Source organism: Mesorhizobium sp. AR10, assembly GCF_024746795.1.
Lineage (GTDB): Bacteria > Pseudomonadota > Alphaproteobacteria > Rhizobiales > Rhizobiaceae > Mesorhizobium.
Genome location: NZ_CP080524.1, coordinates 2,541,170 through 2,557,925 on the forward strand (window position 1 = coordinate 2,541,170; position 16,756 = coordinate 2,557,925).

Below are 16,756 nucleotides of genomic sequence, written 5' to 3' on the forward strand. Positions count from 1 at the left end.
GAAGGATGCTCCGTGGTTTGACGGTCAGACGTCGCTGATGACCTGTCCCTTGGACAGGATGTGGACCTTGTAGCCCGAAAAAATCTTCTGCGCCTCGCCGGCGGCGTAGAGCGCCTGATAGGCCTCGTGCGGGATCAAAGCGTGGTTCTCGTAGCTCGACACACCCTGGCGCGCGGCCTCCAGATCGTCGGTGTTGATGAAGAACTCCTGCGTCGTCTTCTCGCTTGAAAACAGCCCCTTGCGGCCGGGCTTTTCCGCCTTCGAATAGACTTCCTGGATGGTCCAGGTCAGCAACCAGGCGTTTTCCGGCTTGCGCACCTTGGCCAGCACTTCCGCCACCGTCGAATTGTTGTCGGTAATCCCGGCCGAATAGAAGGGGCCGAGCACGACGCGGCGTAGCTGCTTGGGATGCAGCGGCTCGAAATCCTTGTCGAGGTTCACCGCGATGGTCGCCGGCGACAGCGTGTAGGCGGAATTCTTCTCGGCGAAATCGTCGAAGCGGTGGGCAAGCTCGGGGTTGAGCAAGCCGTCGACCGGCAGCGGAATGTCGACCTTGTCGTTGAGTTTGCCGCTGCTGTCGACGAGCTGCCGGATCATGTCTTCGGAGGAATCCTCCACCGTCACCATGTAGACCAGCGGCAGGTTGGCGCTGCCGTCGAAGGTGGCCCAGTGAACCAGATAATAGGGCCGCCCCGTCTTCGGATTGACCGAGACTTTTGCCGTCTGCGGCAGCGAGAACGGACCGAAGGTCGTCTCGCTCTTGACGCCCTCCAGATAGAGCCGCTCGGCCATCGATTTCTGCAGCGCCTCTGGAAATTCCTTGTGGCGCAGGATGAAGTCGGCCATTTCCTCGCGCAACTCGCCGGCGAGTGGGATGTTGGCGAGGCGGCTGTCGGCCTGGCGGCGGTCGTTTTCCAGTTCGAGCAGGTTCTGGAAGACTGGAAAGCCGCTCTCGGCGCGCGAAATGCGGAATGTCTCCATGAAGCCGAGGCGGTTGCGCCAGCAGGAAAAGGACTTGTCCAGCCGGGCAATGTACTCGGCGACGATCTTGGCGACGATGCCGTGCCGGTAGAGCGGCGAGCGGTCGTCGCGCATGAACACTTCGAGGCCGCTGAGTGCCGCCGAAATTGCCGAGAAATAGCGCGCCGCCGCTTCGTTTTCGGGGGTCATGCTTGTGCTCTGAGGATGGCCATGGATGCGAGCGGTGGCTGCACCCTTACGACTGCACGTAATTTGCCGAATTGTGCTTCTTCAGCACCTCGTCGAAGCGGCGGGCAAAGGCATCGTCGGCCAGCTTCTTGCGACGCTGGATGTCGGCGGTGGCCACCATGTTCTTCTCGTGCATTTCGAGAAGGTCGCCAATGTGCTTCTGCGAGGCCGCACCGATGCCGGCCATGGTCTCTTCGGCGGTGTTGTCGACTTGGCTGCCCAGCGTGTTGATCTTGTGGGCGACGTCCTGCTGGGCGGCGGTCTTCAAGCTGTCTTCCAGGGCCTTGTAGAGCACGATGCGCTGTTCGGTATCGATGGTCAGCTTGTTGATCAGCGTCGACTGCGCAGCGATCTGGTTGTTGAGCGAATCGACGAAGGTCTGGAACATCGAGGTGTAGCGTTCCAGCGTCTGGCTTTCGGCCAGCAGTTCCTGTTCCTTGGCCTGCTTCTCGTTGTACTCGGTGGCCAGTTTAGAGCGCTCGCCTTCAAGCTGGGTGCGCTCCTTCTGACTGGTCGAGGCAGCGATCTTGTTCTCGATGTCGAGCAGCATCGGATTGAGCTCCTCGATGCGCTTTTGCACGGTCTCGAGGTTGGACATGGTGGTCTTGCGGCGCTCGATCACCTGCGAAAGGCTGGTTTCGGAGGTCTTGTAGCGCTGGTCGAGAACCTCCTTCTGCGCCTTGAGGATGCCGACGATTGTGTCGGACTTCACCAGAAGTTCCTGCAGATTGCCGGCCAGCGACATGTTGCGGACGCGGTCAGTACGCATGCGCTGCTTGCTCTGAGCGGAGAACATGCCGACGAAGCTCTCCCAGCCGGTGTAGTTCTTCATGCTCTCGAATTCGGCGCCGAAGACGTTGGTGGCATCCTCCAGCCCGATGATCAGGTCGGCGATGTTGCCTTCCATCACCTTCTGCTGTTTCAGCACGTCCTCGATGCGGGCGTTTTCGATGTCGAAATTGGCGTCGCCGATCTTCTTGTCGGCGGTGGCGAGGGTGTCGAGCACGGTGCCGGACTGCTCGATCTTCGTGCGCATGTCCTGCACGACCTGCTTGGTCTTGGCAATTTCGGCATCGAAATTCTGCAATGTCGCCATTAGGGGCCTCCCGCTTCGGCATCAGTTTCGTGTCGCAAACCGCGGCGAATATATGTGGGGCATCCGGGGATTGAAAGACGCAAGACATCAGAGGGCACGAAAACAAAAGAATTCGCTCCACTCTTGAAACATAGTGGAACCGTGTTCATGGCGCGATTGGCGGATCGATCCGTTGGCTTTGGCCTGAAACTCGACTTTTGGGCAACCGGGATAATTGCGGGCGTACTGGAACCAATGCGTTCAGGGCTTCGGATCGGCCTTCAGATAGGCAATGACGTTGGCAATGTCGTCGTCGCTGGTCAGGCCGGTGAAGGCCATCCTGTTGCCGGGGACCTTTAGCTTGGGAGCCCTTAGATATGCGGTGAGGTTCGCCTCGTCCCAGACAAGGCCGGCGGCGCCCGCATCCTTCATGGCTTGTGAATAGTGGCTGAGGAAGCTTTCGGCGGTACCGGCGGTGCGGCCGACGACACCCATCAGATGCGGGCCGATCTTGTCGCGGTCGGTCGCTGCTTCATGGCAAGCCATGCATCTGTTGAAGACCTTCTTGCCGAGTGCAGCGTCGCCGTCGGCATGCGCGGCAAGGATGCCGGCAAAGAAAAAGACACCGGCAGACGAGACGGCTCGAAACATGGCTGACTCCGACGAGTTCTGGCTGGAGCGCAAAATAGGATCCAGCCCTTAACAAACGCCGCATGATGGCGGGATTGCGGAGCAGTTCCTCAAGCGCGCCGGCGCGCTGTTATTTCTGTGACCGCTTGCCGGGTCGCCATTTCGATTGCCGCTGACGAATGCCTGTCGCGCACGAAGGCCCTGCCGGCACTGGCCATCTCGGCGGCCGCTTCCGGTCGGGCGGCGAGGGCAACGATTTTCGTGGCCAGCTCGCCGGCATCGCTGCCGGACAGGAAATGCCTGTCGGCTTGCAGGCCGAGCCCTTCGACAGCCTTTTCGGTGGCGCAAACGACCAGCCCTGCCGCCATGGCTTCGAGCACCTTGATGCGGGTCCCGCCTCCGAATCTGAGCGGGATCGGTGCATAGCCGGCGGCGGCGAGCAGGTCCAGCAGGCGCGGTGGGTTTTCGACGAGATGCAGCCCGTGTGCCGTGCAGAGCTGGCGCACGATGTCGCGTGGGTTCTTGCCGGCGACGGTCATCGACCAGGGGCGCCCGGACGCTTTGAGGCGGGGCACCATCTTGCGGCCGATCTGCTTGACGGCGTCGATGTTGGGGAAATAGCCGAGGTGGCCGATGAAGCAGAGACGGATGTCTTCGTATCGCTGGACGGCAATCGGCAGGGAAAGCACGGTTTCATCGGGGATGGGATTGGCGATCACCCTGATGTCGCCGGCAGGCCCCATCGCCAGCAGCATTTCCCTGTCTGTTTCCGAACAGACCCAGACCTGGTCCGCCGCCTTCGCGGCAAGGATGTCCGCCTCGCGCGCCTGCGCCATCCTGCGCCGGTGCTCGCGAAAGCTTCGCAACCGCTGCCAGAGGGGGAGTGACCCGATACGGTCCGCCACCGTGCGTGAATCGATGTTGTGCAGGTCGATGACGGTGCGCGCGTCATGCCTGGGCACCAACGCCAGCAGCTGCGACAGCGCGATGTCTTCGACGACGACGAGATCGGGAGCGAAGCTCTTCCAGAGCGAATCCGCTTCAGCCAACTCGTCGGCGGGGATCATGTGCAGCGTCGGATGGGCGCTGCGCCCTTGCCAGGAGCCACGGCCGCGGGCTGCCTCGATGATCTGGTGACGGACATTCGGCGGAGGGAACGGCGCCGGCGCGCCGGTAAAGCTCACCGTCAGAACCTCACCGATCACCGAGAGCGCCCGCGCATTGGCGGCGTTCCTGATCTCGCCGCCGGATACCGGCGGAAACGGACAGTCGATCGTGAACTGCAGGATTTTCATTTTCGGCCCCCATCCGGATCGTAGCTGGGCGCAGATGAAACCGGAATAGGTGGTGGTCAGGCCGTTTCAGGCTTTGATAAAGCCGATGAAATCGCCGGGCGCGGCGCGGCCCATTTCTTCTTCCCAGTGGCGGCGGCAGAGCGAAACGTAGACGTCCTTGCCGATCGCCACCTGTTCGCCTTGCCTGGCCACCTTGCCGTCCTGGCCAAGGCGTACGACCATCGTCGCCTTGCGGCCGCAGCGGCAGATGGTGCGTACCTCGCGCAGATCGTCGGCGATCGCCAGCAATGCGCGCGAACCGGAAAACAGCTTGCCCAGAAAATCGGTACGCAGGCCGTAGCACATCACCGGGATGTTCAGCCGATCGGCAATGCGGGCGAGCTGCCAGACCTGCTCCTCTTCGAGGAACTGCGCCTCGTCGACGAAGACGCAATGCACCGTCGTGTGATTGTGACGCTCGGCGACGCGGGCGAACAGATCATCGCCCTCGCGAAACATCTCGGCTTCCGCCTCCAGGCCAATGCGCGACGAGATCAGCCCGGTATCGCCGTTGCGATAGTGGCCGGCGACGAACAGCATCGTCGCCATGCCGCGCTCGCGATAGTTGTAGGACGCCTGCAGCAGCATCGTCGTCTTGCCGGCGTTCATCGTCGCATAATGGAAATACAGTTTGGCCATGCCGTCCTTTTAAGCCCAGTTATCGTCGTGCGGGGAGGGGCCTCCAGTCCCATTCCACCAAAAAAGCCGCCTTCCATCAAAAAAGCGGCAGGCGTGTCGCTGATCGGCCAGCGCGCGCCGTTGATCGTGATTGCCTTAGTGCTTGAAACCGCACCAGAATGGTGTTTGGCTGACGAAACAAGGCGGACAGAGAAACCGTAACTTCGCCTCGCCAAGAATCAGAATGGGAGAATTTTTATGTCGCGTGTGAATTCCTTCGTCGCCGGCCTCGGCCTGGCGGCTATCCTATCCACGAGCGCTGCCTTCGCCGGCGACCCGGAAAGCTGCAAGGCGGTGCGTCTTTCCGATGTCGGCTGGACCGACATCCAGGCGACGACCGGTATCGCTTCGGTGCTGCTCACCGCGCTCGGCTACGAGCCGCAGGTGATCCAGCTGTCGGTTCCGGTGACGATGGCGTCGCTGAAGAACAAGGACCTCGACGTCTTCCTCGGCAACTGGATGCCGTCGATGACCGCCGACATCAAGGATTACACCGCCGACGGCTCGGTCGAGACCATCAGCGAGAACCTCAGCGGCGCCGGCTACGGCATCGTTGTGCCGACCTATGTTGCGGACGCCGGCGTCAAGACGCTGACCGACCTCGGCAAGTTCAAGGACAAGTTCGACGGCAAGATCTACGGCATCGAGGCCGGCAACGACGGCAACCGCATCATCCTCGACATGATCAAGAACCCGAAGGACAATCTCGAAGGCTTCGAACTGGTCGAGTCCTCGGAAGCCGGCATGCTGACCCAGGCAGAGCAGTCGATCAAGAACAATGAATGGATCGCCTTCCTCGGCTGGACACCGCATCCGGTGATGGGCGCCATGAAGATCACCTATCTCGACGGCATGGGCGACAGCGGCTTCGGCGCTGCCACCGTGCATACCAATGTGCGCAAGGGCTACACCACCGAGTGCCCGAATGCCGGCAAGTTCATCGCCAATCTGAAGTTCAATCTCGACATGGAAGGCGAGATGATGGACGCGATCCTGAAGGGCGGCGACGCCAATACGGTCGCAACCGACTGGCTGAAGAAGCACCCGGATGCGATCGCTCCATGGATTGCCGGCGTGACCACCTTCGATGGCGGCGACGCGGCAGCGGCGGTCAAGACCGCGCTCGGAAGCTGAGCCGACTGAATTCGGCAAGGCCGAACCAGGAAGGGCAGCCATCTTAGAAAAGGCTGCCCTTTTTCATATCCTGTGACAAGATGACCGTCCGGCAAGGTGGCGCAGCCAAAGAGGGGCAAGATGGATCCAATTTCGAAATTTCTGGTCGCCTACAAGATCCCCATAGGTCCATGGGGGAAGGCCTTCTTCGGCTTTCTTACCGACAATTTCGATACCGTCTTCAGGGCCTTTTCCAACAGCCTCAATTTCTTGCTCGACGGGATCGTCGACGGACTTCTGCTGTTGCCACCCGTCCTTCTCATCGCGCTGATTGCGCTGCTCGCCTATTTCCTGCAGCGCTCCAAGGGACTGGCCCTGGCCGTCTTCATCGGGCTGCTGTTCATTCTCAACCAGAATCTGTGGAAGCAGACGGTGGAGACGCTTGTGCTGGTGGTTGCCGCCGCCGCCGCCTCGATGGCCATCGGCGTGCCTCTCGGCATCTGGGCCGCGCACAAGCCGAAGGTCTACCGCATCATGCTGCCGGTGCTCGACCTGATGCAGACGCTGCCGACCTTCGTCTACCTGATCCCGGTGCTGACGCTGTTCGGGCTTGGCAACGCGCCCGGCCTCATCGTCACCATCATCTTCGTCATTCCGACCTCGGTCCGGCTCACGCATCTCGGCGTCACATCGGTGCCGAAATCCATCGTCGAGGCCGGTGAGGCGTTCGGTGCCACCAAAAGACAGCTGCTGTGGAAGGTCGAGTTGCCTTCGGCGCTGCCGACCATCATGGCGGGCCTCACCCAGTCGATCATGCTGTCGCTGTCGATGGTGGTGTTCGCGGCCCTCATCGGCGCCGGCGGCCTCGGCACCGAAATCAACCGGGCGTTGGGCTCGCGCAGGATCGACCTCGGGCTTGAGGCCGGCCTCGCCATCGTCGTGCTCGCCATCGTACTCGACCGAATGACGCGTATTGGCGTTGGAGGCAAGAAATGACCGTCGCCGTTGATTTCAGAAATGTCGATATCGTCTTTGGCACCGACCAGGCCGGTTCGCTGGCGCTGATCGATAGCGGCGCCACCCGCGCCGAAATCCTCGAAAAAACCGGCAATGTCCTAGGCTGCGCCGGCGCCAGCCTGACCGTGCATGAGGGCGAGATTTCGGTCCTCATGGGTCTATCCGGTTCGGGCAAGTCGACGCTGCTCAGGGCCGTCAACCGGCTGAACGTCGTTTCGCGCGGCCAGGTTCTGGTCAAGGACGGCGACGGCACGGTCGATGTCGTCACCTGCGATGAGGTGACGTTGAGAAGGCTGCGGCAGAAGCAGGTCGCCATGGTGTTCCAGCAGTTCGGGCTGCTGCCGTGGCGCACGGTGGAGGAGAATGTCGGTCTCGGCCTCGAACTCGCCGGCGTGCCGGAAGCCGAGCGCAAGGAGCGCGTGCAGCGCCAGCTCAAGCTGGTCAATCTCGACCCGTGGTCGAAGAAGTATGCCCACGAGCTTTCCGGCGGCATGCAGCAGCGCGTCGGCCTGGCGCGGGCCTTTGCCACCGAGGCGCCGATCCTGTTGATGGATGAGCCGTTCTCGGCGCTCGATCCGCTGATCCGGACGAAACTGCAGGACGAGTTGCTGCAGCTGCAGGCGGAGCTGAAGAAGACCATCATCTTCGTCAGCCACGACCTCGAGGAGGCGCTGAAGATCGGCACCCACATCACCATCATGGAGGGTGGACGCATCGTGCAGACCGGCGCGCCGGAAGACATCGTGCTGCGCCCCGCCAACGATTACGTCCGCGACTTCATCGCCAACGTTAATCCGTTGTCGGTGCTGACGGCCTGGAACGTGATGCGCGACCGTCGCGACCTCGACCAGGGCAAGGATGGCTGGGTGTGGCTCGACCGGCGCAAGACGACACGCTTCAAGATCGACGAGCATGGGCTGGTGGCGGCGGCCGAGCGCGACGGCAAGCCGGCAGTGTGGGTGTCCTGCGCTGACGTCGAGGGCCAGCCGGAGGAGACGGCGCAAGTGTTCTGGGCCAACCCCGGCACTTCGCTGAAAACCGTGATGCTGGCCATGCACCGTTCTCAGACAGCGCCGGTAGCGCTGTTCGACGACCAGTCGCGCTTCGTCGGCGCGATCGGGATACGCGATGTGCTGAGCGCGGTATTGCGGCGGTAAATGCCTTGCCTGTTCGATAGCCCATGATCGACAAGTCGATCGGGGATCAGTTCAGGCCGATGCGTTTGGCACCGAGCTTGAACAGGGCCGCGGCGTCCGACTCGAAACGGAAAGTGCCGATGAAGTCGTCGGAACGGTAGTCCGGAAGCGTCCTGCGGATGGCGGCGGCGAAGGTGCGGGCCTCGTCAAGCCGCCCTGCCAGCGCCAGGCAATGGGCAGCGATCGCCAGGATGATGGCGTGGGCGTTGGGCCGGGCGGCGGCCTTCAGAGCCCATTCGGCGGCCTCCTCGAACTGGCCGAGGCGGACATGGGCCATGGCGCGCGCGCCCAGCATGCCGAACAGCAGCGGATCGAACGGGCTCAGATGGCGCGAATGGTCGGATGAGCCGATCGCAGCCTGCGGATCGCCTGACTGGGAATGCACAAACGACAGCGCGTAGTGACCGAGCGCAAAGTTCGGGCTCAGATCCACCGCCCTTTCCAGTTCCATCAAAGACCCATCCCGCTCGCCGCGCAGCCACAGTGCCCGGCCCATGGCCCAGTGCGCTGCCGGATTGTGATCGTCGATGAGAAGGCTTTGGCCGGCGGTCTCGAAGGCCATGGCGGTTTCCTGGTCGCGGTCTCCCCAACGCTGGAAGGCGTTCTGCCAATGGGTGAAGGAGAGGCCGGCATGGGCGCGTGCAAAGGTGGGATCGAGTTGTACGGCCACGCCGAAGAAATGCCGCGCCAGTTCGTTTTCCGTCCGGGTGAAGCGATACATGTGCCAGAGGCCGCGATGGTAGGCCTCCCAGGCGTTCAAGGAATTTGGCGTTTTCAGCATGGCACGATTGCGCTCGACCGTTTCGATCTCGGTCGAGATAGACGAGACGATGCTGTTGCCGATATCGTCGAGGACAATAAAAATGTCGTCGGGCTTGCGTTCGAACGTCTCGGCCCAGACGATCCTGGCCGTGCGCACTTCGACCAGCTCGACTGTGACAATGATGCGACCGGTCAGGCTGCGCACGGTTCCGGTGGCGACGTAGTCGACATTCAGCCTGCGTCCGGCATCCTCCGGCGCGATGTTTTTTTCCGCCAGCGCAAAGACCGACCCGCGCGCGATGACAAAGAAGTCCCTGAGCTTGGCCAGGCGGGTGATGATGTCGTGGGTCAGGCCATCAGCCAGACCGCCGCGAACGCCGTCGATGCCGGCGTCTTCGACAAATGGCATCACCGCGAGCGACGCGTGGTGGTTTTCGGCCGGGCTGGCATCGGCCGGGCTGGCATCGGCAGGTGGGAGCGCTATGGCGGATGCTACGGACAGAGTTGTTGCCGGTGGCGTCCAGAGCGAGGTAGCTGGCCGTTCGCTGCGGATGGCATTCCATGCCGCGCGAACAGGCGCGAAATCCAGATCCTCGGACTCAAAGAGCTGGGCTGCAGCCGCAACATGCTCTTCGCAGGCGCCGATCTGACCGCGCTGCGCAAGCCTTGTCAGAAGAGCAACATGGGCGCGGCCGTCGAACGGGGCGAGTTCCAGCCATTTTTCGAGATGCGCAGACGCCTCGTCGGAACCCGCCGGGAGATTGGTGACGAGATGTTCCAGTATGGCGGCGTGGCAAGACCGCAAACGGCGGCGCTGAGCGGTCACCCAGCTGTTGAAATGCGGGCTGCGCTCGATCTCCAACCCATCAAGGAAATCGCCGACGAACAGTCCGGAAAGCGCTTGCAGCCGCTCGAGATCGAGCGTCTCGATTCCCTTCGTCGTAGCCAAGTTGATATCAACGGCATCGACAAAAACGTCATTCAGATCAAGCGCGACCGTGTCGCCCGATGTCTCGATCCTGCAGCGTTCCGGTTCGTCGAGAACGCCCCGAAGCTTGCTCAGGCACCAGCGAAGCTCGCCTCTCGGGTCGTTCGGTACGTCCCACAGCAGCTCGCACAGGCGGCTGCGCCCAACGGGATGCGGGGCGAGCGCCAGATAGGCAAAGAGAGCGCGCAGCTTGCGCGACTTCGGCAGCGTGACCGTGGCGCCGTTGCGGACGATCGCCAGCGGTCCGAGCAGACGCACGGAAAGACCCGTCTTTCCGCTATCCGGACTCGATTCCACGTGCGTTTCCACGCCTGCTCCCACGCTGGCCAGTCGGCAGATATTTTATCACCGAAAGCGACAGGGCGCATCGGGCAACGAATTTTCGTGCCGGATGCTGCCTTCGCCGCATTGACGGCAAGTCCAGCTACAGTACGGCGCCAAGGTGTCGAAACCTCGCCGCCCAAACCGCCGGTTTGTAACCGGCTCGTGATAACAAATGAGGAGAGCAGACATGTTGCACCAGCAAAAGATCAGAACCACCGCCGGCCGAGGCCGCCTGTTCGACAGCATTCTCGACACCGTTGGCGATACGCCGGTGATCCGCGTCAACAATCTCGGCCCGCAGCATGCGACGATCTACGTCAAGGCCGAATTCTTCAATCCGGCCGCGTCGGTCAAGGATCGGCTGGCGCTCAACATCATCGAGGAAGGCGAACGCAGCGGCGCCTTGAAGCCGGGCCAGACCGTCGTCGAGGCAACCAGCGGCAACACCGGCATCGGCCTTGCCATGGTCTGTGCGCAGAAGGGCTATCCGCTGGTGGTGACCATGGCCGACAGCTTTTCTATAGAACGCCGCAAGCTGATGCGCATGCTGGGCGCCAAGGTGGTGCTGACGCCGCGGGCCCAGAAGGGGTTCGGCATGTACAAGAAGGCGGTGGAATTGGCCGAAGCCAATGGCTGGTTCCTTGCTCGCCAGTTCGAGACCAAGGCCAATGCTGCCATTCACGAGGCGACGACTGCACGCGAGATCATCAATGATTTCGCCGGATCGCGGCTCGACTGCTTCGTCACCGGCTATGGAACCGGCGGCACCGTTGTCGGCGTGGCGCGTGTGCTGCGACGTGAGCGGCCCGAGACCCGGATCGTGCTGACCGAACCGGCCAACGCCCAGCTCATCAGCAGCGGCAAGGCTCAGGAGCGCGGCGCCGGTGGCGCGCCTTCCGCCAGCCATCCGGCCTTCGAGCCGCATCCGATCCAGGGCTGGACCCCGGATTTCATTCCCAACGTGTTGCAGGAGGCGATCGATACCAGCCTCTATGACGAAGTGATGCCGATTGCCGGACCGGAAGGCATGAAATGGGCCAAGGCACTGGCGCAGAAGGAGGGCATTTTCACCGGCATTTCCGGCGGTGCCACCTTCGCGGTAGCGCGGCAGATCGCAGAAAAGTCACCCGCCGGCTCGGTCATCCTGTGCATGCTCCCCGACACCGGCGAGCGTTACATGACGACGCCGCTGTTCGACGGCATCGAAGCCGAGATGGACGCGGAGGAGGCTGAGCTGTCGCGTTCGACGCCCGGCTGCCAGTTCGAGTAGCGCAAAGCGGGAGACGGTCATGGACGCGATGCCAAAATCCTTCGGCACGACCGCCGAGGAAACGCTCGATCCGGTCAACTGGGCCGATATCCAGGCCCTGTCGCACCGGGTCATCGACGATGCCGTCGATTATCTGCGCGATGTCCGTGACCGCCCTGTCTGGCGGGAGATGCCAGCGGAGGTGAGAGATTTCTTCGCGACACCCCTGCCGCGATCGCCAGCGCCGCTTGCCGCTGTCTATGGCGAGGTCTCGCGGACCGTGATGTCCTATCCGATGGGCAACATCCATCCGCGCTTCTGGTCCTGGTACATGGGGTCGAGCAATTTCACCGGCGCCCTCGGCGATTTCCTGGCGGCAATACAGGGCTCGAATCTCGGTGGCGGCAACCATGCCGCCGGGCTGATGGACAGCCAGGTGGTCGACTGGTGCAAGGAGATGCTGGGCTTCCCCGCCTCGGCCAGCGGTACGCTGGTCAGCGGCGGCTCGATGGCCAACATCATCGGCCTGACCGTGGCGCGCAACGCCAAGGCAGGCATCGACGTGCGCGAAGAGGGCGTTGCGGCAATAGACAAGCCGCTGCGCTTCTATGGCTCGGACCAACTTCACTCCTGCCACCGCAAGGCGATGGAGGCGCTTGGCCTGGGAAACCGGGCGCTGCGCCGCATTCCGACCGATGGCGGACTGCGGATCGACATCGCCGCCTTGCGGGCAGCGATCGCGGAGGACCGCGCGGCGGGCTTCCGGCCGGCCTGCGTCATTGGCACGGCAGGCACGGTGAACACCGGGGCGATCGATGATTTGCAGGCGCTTGCCAAGCTGGCGCACGAGGAAGACCTCTGGTTCCATGTCGATGGCTGCATCGGCGCGCTGATCGCCATTTCGCCGGAGAATGCGCATCGCGTTAAGGGTATAGAATGGGCGGATTCCATCGCGCTCGATCCGCACAAATGGTTGCACGCGCCATTCGAGGTCGGCTGCGCCCTGGTCAGGGATGCCTCAGCACATCGCAAAACCTTTGCGGTGACGCCGGAATATCTGGAATCGACACCGCGCGGCCTCGCATCGGGGCAGTGGCTGCATGATTACGGCCTGCAGACGTCGCGTGGTTTTCGCGCACTCAAGGTGTGGATGGCTCTGAGGGAACATGGCATCGAGAAGTTTGGGCGCCTGATCGACCAGAACATCGCGCAAGGACATTATCTCAGCGCTCTGATCGAGGCCGAACCAATGCTGGAGCTGACGGCACCGACCAACATCAACATCGTCTGCTTTCGCTACCGGCCGATCGGGATGGCGGATGGGGAGCTGAAGGCGCTCAACACCGAGATCATGCTGAGGCTACAGGAAGAGGGAATCGCGGCCATTTCCGATACGACGGTGCACGGCCAGCACTGCCTGCGGGTGGCGATCAACAATCACCGGACCCGGCGCGAGGATCTCGACATGCTCGTCGAGCAAACATTGCGTCTCGGCGTCTTGCTGGAACCATCACCGCAGGTTGGTGTGTAAGGGGGGCGAGCGGAATGTCGTCGATTGACTACGTGGAAACAGGCAGTGGGCCTGCCGTGCTGTTCGTCCCGGGATCCTTCAGCACGCATGCGGCCTGGCGGCCGATCCAGAAGCTTCTGCCTGCAGCCTATCGGATGGTTGGCACCAGCCTTTGCGGCTATGGCGCGACCCCGGAGACCCGCACGCGCAACGATTTCGGCATGCAGCATGAGCTGCGGATCATCGAGCACGCGGCGCGTCGCATCGGCGGCCCGGTTCATCTGGTCGGACATTCCTTCGGCGGGACTGTCGCACTGGCGGCAGCCCTGGCAAATTCCATCAATATGCGAGCCTGTCGCTTTTCGAGGCAAATCCCCTCGCGCTCCTCAAGGGACTGCCGAGGCAAGGTCTCTATAAGGACGTGCTGAGGCTGAGCCGGGAGTTCGGCGCGGCAGTCGATGCCGACGCCGATGCAGCCGGTATCATCATCGACTTCTGGGGAGGTCGAGGCACCTTTGCGAAGCTTCCCGAAATCGTGCGGAGCCATTGTCGCGAGACAGCCCCGGCAAATGTGATCGACTGGCTGACGGATTTCAGTTTCGAGGCTGCCCTCCGAGACTACAGCGCCCTCGACATCCCGGTTCTGCTCATCAGAGGCGGGTTGGCCAATCCGGCCATGGTGGCGATGACCGACATGCTGCAACAAGCCTTGCCGCATGTGCATAGCGCGGTGGTTGAGGACGCCGGCCATTTCCTCATTGCGACCCATGCGCAAAAATGTGCCGCGCTGCTGACACGGTTCCTGACGATTGCAGATGCGGAGCTGCCGGAAGCCGCGATGGTTGCCTAGAGCGGTTTGGCTTTTGATAGACACGCCTAACCGCTCTAACTCTTTGTTTTTTCGCAATTCTGAGTGGAAACCACTGCGCACTATTCCTAGAATGCTCTAATCTTGGCTGGCGGGGAGCGGCGCGCCGGGAAGATAGAGAATGATCGGGCGAATCTCGTAGACGGCGCTGGGATTGACTCGCCGGAGGTCGCGCGCGGCCGCTATGGCCTCCTCGCGCGTGGCGCAATCGAGGACATATAACCCCAGCAACTGCTCCTTGGTTTCGGCAAAGGGACCGTCGATCACCATGCCGTCGCCCGGGCCGCGCAGCGTAACGGCTTCCGCGGTCGCGCCCAGCCTGGCGGCCGGGCCGAGGGTGCCCTCCTGGACCAACCGGTCATTGACTTTGAGCAAGTCGGTCATCAGCGCCGCATCCTCCTGTGGTGTCCAGGACGCGACTGTCTCTTCGACGTGATAGGCCAGGATGGCGTAGAACATGCGACGTTCTCCTCGTGCTGCACGACGCAATATCGCAAGGATGCGTTGGCCGATCCAGCCCCAGCGCCCATCGAGGCGGTGCTCTGCTGCCTCAAGCTGCCAATGGCAGGCGCAATTCCGTCATCAGGCCACCGTCGGGATGATTGGACAGGCTGACCTCGCCGCCGACGCCGCGGGCGATGTTGCGGGCGATGGTCAGGCCGAGGCCAAGGCCGCCGGTCTGACGGTTGCGGGACTGTTCCAGGCGCACGAAAGAGCCGAACACCGTGTCGAGCTGGGCTTGCGGTATGCCAGGCCCTTCGTCGCGGATGGCCAGCGTGATCGTCTGCTCCGACCGACGCAGGCTGAGATGCGCCTTCTTGCCGTAGGTTACGGCATTCTGGACGAGATTGGTGACGCAGCGCTTCAGCGCAACCGGCCGCGCAATGCAGATCAGGCCGCGCGAGCGGGTGTCTTCATTGTCGAACGAGACATTCTCGAAGCCGTCGGCGATTGATTCCACCAGTGACCAGAAATCGATCCTTTCGCTTTTCTCCTCGGTCACCTCAAAGGTGGCGAAGTCGATGACGGAGCTGGCGATGTCTTCGATGTCCGCGAGGTCGTGGGCGAGCGCCTCGCGCGCCGTCGATTTCCGCAGCAGTTCGAGGCGCAGCCGCATCCGGGTCAGCGGCGTGCGCAGGTCATGGGCGAGCGCCGCGGCAAGGTGCTCGCGATCCTCGACATAGTCGCGCAACCGGAGCTGCATGGCATTGACCGCCTTGGCCGCGGCGCGGATCTCGCGGCTGCCGGTCTCGGCGATCGGCGGGCTCTTCAAATCGTTGCCGATCCGCTTCACGGCGGTTTCCATCATCCGGTAGGGCGCGGTCAGCCGGCGCAGCGACCAGATCGACATGACCACCACCAGACCGGCGATCAAGGCATAGAGCGGCAGGCTGTCGAAGCTCAATATGGGGCCGACCGGCGTGTTCGGCTCGGTGAAGTTCAGCCATTGGCCGTCGGCGAAGCGTAGCGAAGCCGTCAGCTTGTCGCTCTGGGCGAAATCGGCCGCCAACACCAGAAGGTCGCGTTCGACCTGGCCGATATCGGGGCCTTCGACCGCGCCTCCGGCATCGTCGGCTTCGCGCGTTGCCGGGTCGCGCCCGACCCGCGCATCGGTGATGCCGAATTTCGACAGCCGCCCGACCAGTATGTCTTCCAGTTCGGCCAGCTCGTCATCGCCTGCAATCGATGAAGTGACCGCAGGCGTGTCCGAAACAGTGAGCGCGTAGGTGGCGTTGAACAGACCGGACGCGGTGGCTTTGCGTTCTTCGGGCGTGGCGTCATGCATCAACTGCACCAGCGAGAAGGCGCGGTCGTTGAGCCGGTAGAGATCGACCACGTCGTTGGCTGCAGCGCGGTCGTGCGAGACGATGTAGAGGGTCGCGACCTGACTGATCAGCAGGCCGGCAATGACGATGAGCAACACCCAGACGGGCAGGGTTTGCGGCAGGAAGCGTCTCATTCGGACGTTGTCTCGGGGAGGAACTGATAGCCGCCGCTGCGCACGGTCAGGATCAGTTTCGGCGTTTTCGGGTCGTCTTCCATCTTGCGCCGCAGCCGGCTGACCAGAATATCGATGCTGCGGTCGAAGCTGTAGTCGCTGTCACCTCCGGACAGTTCGATGAGTTGGTCACGGGTGAGCACGCGCTGCGCACTCTTGACGAAAGTCTGCAACAGGTTGAACTCCGCCATCGTCAGCTCGACCCTGACGTCGCCGGGCGCCATCAGCCGGCGGCGCGAGCAGTCCATCGTCCAGCCGGCGAAATGATAGATCTGCCGTGTGCTAGGCCGCCGCGGCTCGGCGGCGCCGTTGCGCCTCAGCACGGCGCGAATCCGGGCCAGCAGCTCGCGTGGGTCAAAGGGTTTCGGCACATAGTCGTCGGCGCCCATCTCCAGACCCACGACGCGGTCGGTCGTCTCGGTGACCGCGGTCAGCATGATGATCGGCGTCGAATAATTCGCCCGAATATCGCGGCACAGCTCCAACCCGCTCTTCCCCGGCAGCATCACGTCGAGGACGACAAGATCGACCTGTGCCCGCCGGAGGATGGCTTCCATCTCGACGCCGTCGGCGGCAACCGAAGTGTGCAACCCGCGCTTCTGGAAGAATTCCTGCAGCAGGTCGCGGATGCCCTTGTCGTCGTCGACGATCAGTATGTGTGCGTCGGATTTCACGGGAATCCTGTCATTGTTGATGGCCAAGCCTGCGTTCGGGCGTCACCCTCACGATAGAATTCTGGCCACATGTTGGCCAGCGGCGATGATGGGTTCCGGAGCCGATTTCTCAGAAACAATCCAGAAACAA

Annotated in this window: 16 protein-coding genes; 7 read left to right on the plus strand and 9 right to left on the minus strand. The window is 62.5% G+C overall.

The window, feature by feature from the left end; genetic code table 11:
- Nucleotides 1–24 precede the first annotated feature (24 nt).
- From LHFGNBLO_RS15855 to LHFGNBLO_RS15875, 5 genes are all read right to left on the minus strand, one after another.
- Nucleotides 25–1,170 (minus strand): hypothetical protein, encoded by a 1,146-nt coding sequence (locus LHFGNBLO_RS15855; RefSeq protein ID WP_258608851.1) that lies wholly within the window; start codon nucleotides 1,168–1,170, stop codon nucleotides 25–27.
- A gap of 46 nt (nucleotides 1,171–1,216) precedes the next feature.
- On the minus strand, nucleotides 1,217–2,305 hold the full coding sequence (locus tag LHFGNBLO_RS15860; RefSeq protein WP_258608853.1) for a hypothetical protein: 1,089 nt from the start codon (nucleotides 2,303–2,305) through the stop codon (nucleotides 1,217–1,219).
- Between the two features lie 240 nt (nucleotides 2,306–2,545).
- Nucleotides 2,546–2,935: a c-type cytochrome gene (locus tag LHFGNBLO_RS15865; protein WP_258608855.1), complete on the minus strand. Its 390-nt coding sequence runs from the start codon at nucleotides 2,933–2,935 to the stop codon at nucleotides 2,546–2,548.
- 89 nt (nucleotides 2,936–3,024) lie between these two features.
- Nucleotides 3,025–4,209, minus strand: coding sequence for a glycosyltransferase (locus LHFGNBLO_RS15870; protein ID WP_258608857.1), 1,185 nt, complete (start codon nucleotides 4,207–4,209; stop codon nucleotides 3,025–3,027).
- Between the two features lie 66 nt (nucleotides 4,210–4,275).
- Entirely contained in the window at nucleotides 4,276–4,887 is a 612-nt protein-coding gene (locus LHFGNBLO_RS15875) for a thymidine kinase (RefSeq protein ID WP_258608860.1), read from the minus strand.
- A gap of 237 nt (nucleotides 4,888–5,124) precedes the next feature.
- Between LHFGNBLO_RS15875 and LHFGNBLO_RS15880 the strand changes: the two genes are divergently transcribed.
- From LHFGNBLO_RS15880 to choV, 3 genes are all read left to right on the plus strand, one after another.
- Nucleotides 5,125–6,060, plus strand: a complete 936-nt coding sequence (locus LHFGNBLO_RS15880) for a choline ABC transporter substrate-binding protein (RefSeq protein ID WP_258608863.1) — start codon at nucleotides 5,125–5,127, stop codon at nucleotides 6,058–6,060.
- Nucleotides 6,061–6,180: 120 nt separating this feature from the next.
- Nucleotides 6,181–7,035: a choline ABC transporter permease subunit gene (gene choW, locus LHFGNBLO_RS15885; protein ID WP_258608865.1), complete on the plus strand. Its 855-nt coding sequence runs from the start codon at nucleotides 6,181–6,183 to the stop codon at nucleotides 7,033–7,035.
- Entirely contained in the window at nucleotides 7,032–8,213 is a 1,182-nt protein-coding gene (choV, locus tag LHFGNBLO_RS15890; protein WP_258608867.1) for a choline ABC transporter ATP-binding protein, read from the plus strand. The genes choW and choV overlap by 4 nt, the downstream gene beginning before the upstream one ends.
- A gap of 46 nt (nucleotides 8,214–8,259) precedes the next feature.
- Here the strand turns inward: choV and LHFGNBLO_RS15895 are convergent, their stop codons facing one another.
- The gene (locus tag LHFGNBLO_RS15895) at nucleotides 8,260–10,299 is read right to left on the minus strand and encodes a transcriptional regulator (RefSeq protein ID WP_258608868.1); all 2,040 of its coding nucleotides are present in this window, start codon (nucleotides 10,297–10,299) and stop codon (nucleotides 8,260–8,262) included.
- Nucleotides 10,300–10,513: 214 nt separating this feature from the next.
- Between LHFGNBLO_RS15895 and LHFGNBLO_RS15900 the strand changes: the two genes are divergently transcribed.
- From LHFGNBLO_RS15900 to LHFGNBLO_RS15915, 4 genes are read left to right on the plus strand one after another with little or no spacing between them, the layout of a single operon-like run.
- Complete coding sequence (locus LHFGNBLO_RS15900) at nucleotides 10,514–11,596, plus strand: PLP-dependent cysteine synthase family protein (protein WP_258608870.1); 1,083 nt, start codon at nucleotides 10,514–10,516, stop codon at nucleotides 11,594–11,596.
- 19 nt (nucleotides 11,597–11,615) lie between these two features.
- The gene (locus LHFGNBLO_RS15905; RefSeq protein WP_258608872.1) at nucleotides 11,616–13,106 is read left to right on the plus strand and encodes a pyridoxal phosphate-dependent decarboxylase family protein; all 1,491 of its coding nucleotides are present in this window, start codon (nucleotides 11,616–11,618) and stop codon (nucleotides 13,104–13,106) included.
- A 14-nt stretch (nucleotides 13,107–13,120) separates the two neighbouring features.
- Complete coding sequence (locus tag LHFGNBLO_RS15910) at nucleotides 13,121–13,513, plus strand: alpha/beta fold hydrolase (RefSeq protein WP_258608874.1); 393 nt, start codon at nucleotides 13,121–13,123, stop codon at nucleotides 13,511–13,513.
- Nucleotides 13,507–13,935: an alpha/beta fold hydrolase gene (locus LHFGNBLO_RS15915; RefSeq protein ID WP_258608876.1), complete on the plus strand. Its 429-nt coding sequence runs from the start codon at nucleotides 13,507–13,509 to the stop codon at nucleotides 13,933–13,935. Before LHFGNBLO_RS15910 ends, LHFGNBLO_RS15915 begins: the two co-directional genes overlap by 7 nt.
- 96 nt (nucleotides 13,936–14,031) lie before the next feature.
- Here LHFGNBLO_RS15915 and LHFGNBLO_RS15920 read toward each other — a convergent pair whose 3' ends face one another.
- The 3 genes from LHFGNBLO_RS15920 to LHFGNBLO_RS15930 all read right to left on the minus strand — a co-directional run bounded on the left by LHFGNBLO_RS15920 (nucleotide 14,032) and on the right by LHFGNBLO_RS15930 (nucleotide 16,626).
- Nucleotides 14,032–14,412 (minus strand): YciI family protein, encoded by a 381-nt coding sequence (locus LHFGNBLO_RS15920; protein WP_258608879.1) that lies wholly within the window; start codon nucleotides 14,410–14,412, stop codon nucleotides 14,032–14,034.
- Nucleotides 14,413–14,503: 91 nt separating this feature from the next.
- Nucleotides 14,504–15,913: an ATP-binding protein gene (locus LHFGNBLO_RS15925; RefSeq protein ID WP_258608881.1), complete on the minus strand. Its 1,410-nt coding sequence runs from the start codon at nucleotides 15,911–15,913 to the stop codon at nucleotides 14,504–14,506.
- Nucleotides 15,910–16,626: a response regulator gene (locus LHFGNBLO_RS15930; RefSeq protein ID WP_258608883.1), complete on the minus strand. Its 717-nt coding sequence runs from the start codon at nucleotides 16,624–16,626 to the stop codon at nucleotides 15,910–15,912. The genes LHFGNBLO_RS15925 and LHFGNBLO_RS15930 overlap by 4 nt, the downstream gene beginning before the upstream one ends.
- Nucleotides 16,627–16,756: the final 130 nt, after the last annotated feature.

Coding starts and splice junctions, on each gene's coding strand:
- LHFGNBLO_RS15855 (WP_258608851.1), bottom strand. CDS start 1,170: ATGACCCCCGAAAACGAAGCGGCGGCGCGCTATTTCTCGGCAATTTCG.
- LHFGNBLO_RS15860 (WP_258608853.1), bottom strand. CDS start 2,305: ATGGCGACATTGCAGAATTTCGATGCCGAAATTGCCAAGACCAAGCAG.
- LHFGNBLO_RS15865 (WP_258608855.1), bottom strand. CDS start 2,935: ATGTTTCGAGCCGTCTCGTCTGCCGGTGTCTTTTTCTTTGCCGGCATC.
- LHFGNBLO_RS15870 (WP_258608857.1), bottom strand. CDS start 4,209: ATGAAAATCCTGCAGTTCACGATCGACTGTCCGTTTCCGCCGGTATCC.
- LHFGNBLO_RS15875 (WP_258608860.1), bottom strand. CDS start 4,887: ATGGCCAAACTGTATTTCCATTATGCGACGATGAACGCCGGCAAGACG.
- LHFGNBLO_RS15880 (WP_258608863.1), top strand. CDS start 5,125: ATGTCGCGTGTGAATTCCTTCGTCGCCGGCCTCGGCCTGGCGGCTATC.
- choW (WP_258608865.1), top strand. CDS start 6,181: ATGGATCCAATTTCGAAATTTCTGGTCGCCTACAAGATCCCCATAGGT.
- choV (WP_258608867.1), top strand. CDS start 7,032: ATGACCGTCGCCGTTGATTTCAGAAATGTCGATATCGTCTTTGGCACC.
- LHFGNBLO_RS15900 (WP_258608870.1), top strand. CDS start 10,514: ATGTTGCACCAGCAAAAGATCAGAACCACCGCCGGCCGAGGCCGCCTG.
- LHFGNBLO_RS15905 (WP_258608872.1), top strand. CDS start 11,616: ATGGACGCGATGCCAAAATCCTTCGGCACGACCGCCGAGGAAACGCTC.
- LHFGNBLO_RS15910 (WP_258608874.1), top strand. CDS start 13,121: ATGTCGTCGATTGACTACGTGGAAACAGGCAGTGGGCCTGCCGTGCTG.
- LHFGNBLO_RS15920 (WP_258608879.1), bottom strand. CDS start 14,412: ATGTTCTACGCCATCCTGGCCTATCACGTCGAAGAGACAGTCGCGTCC.
- LHFGNBLO_RS15925 (WP_258608881.1), bottom strand. CDS start 15,913: ATGAGACGCTTCCTGCCGCAAACCCTGCCCGTCTGGGTGTTGCTCATC.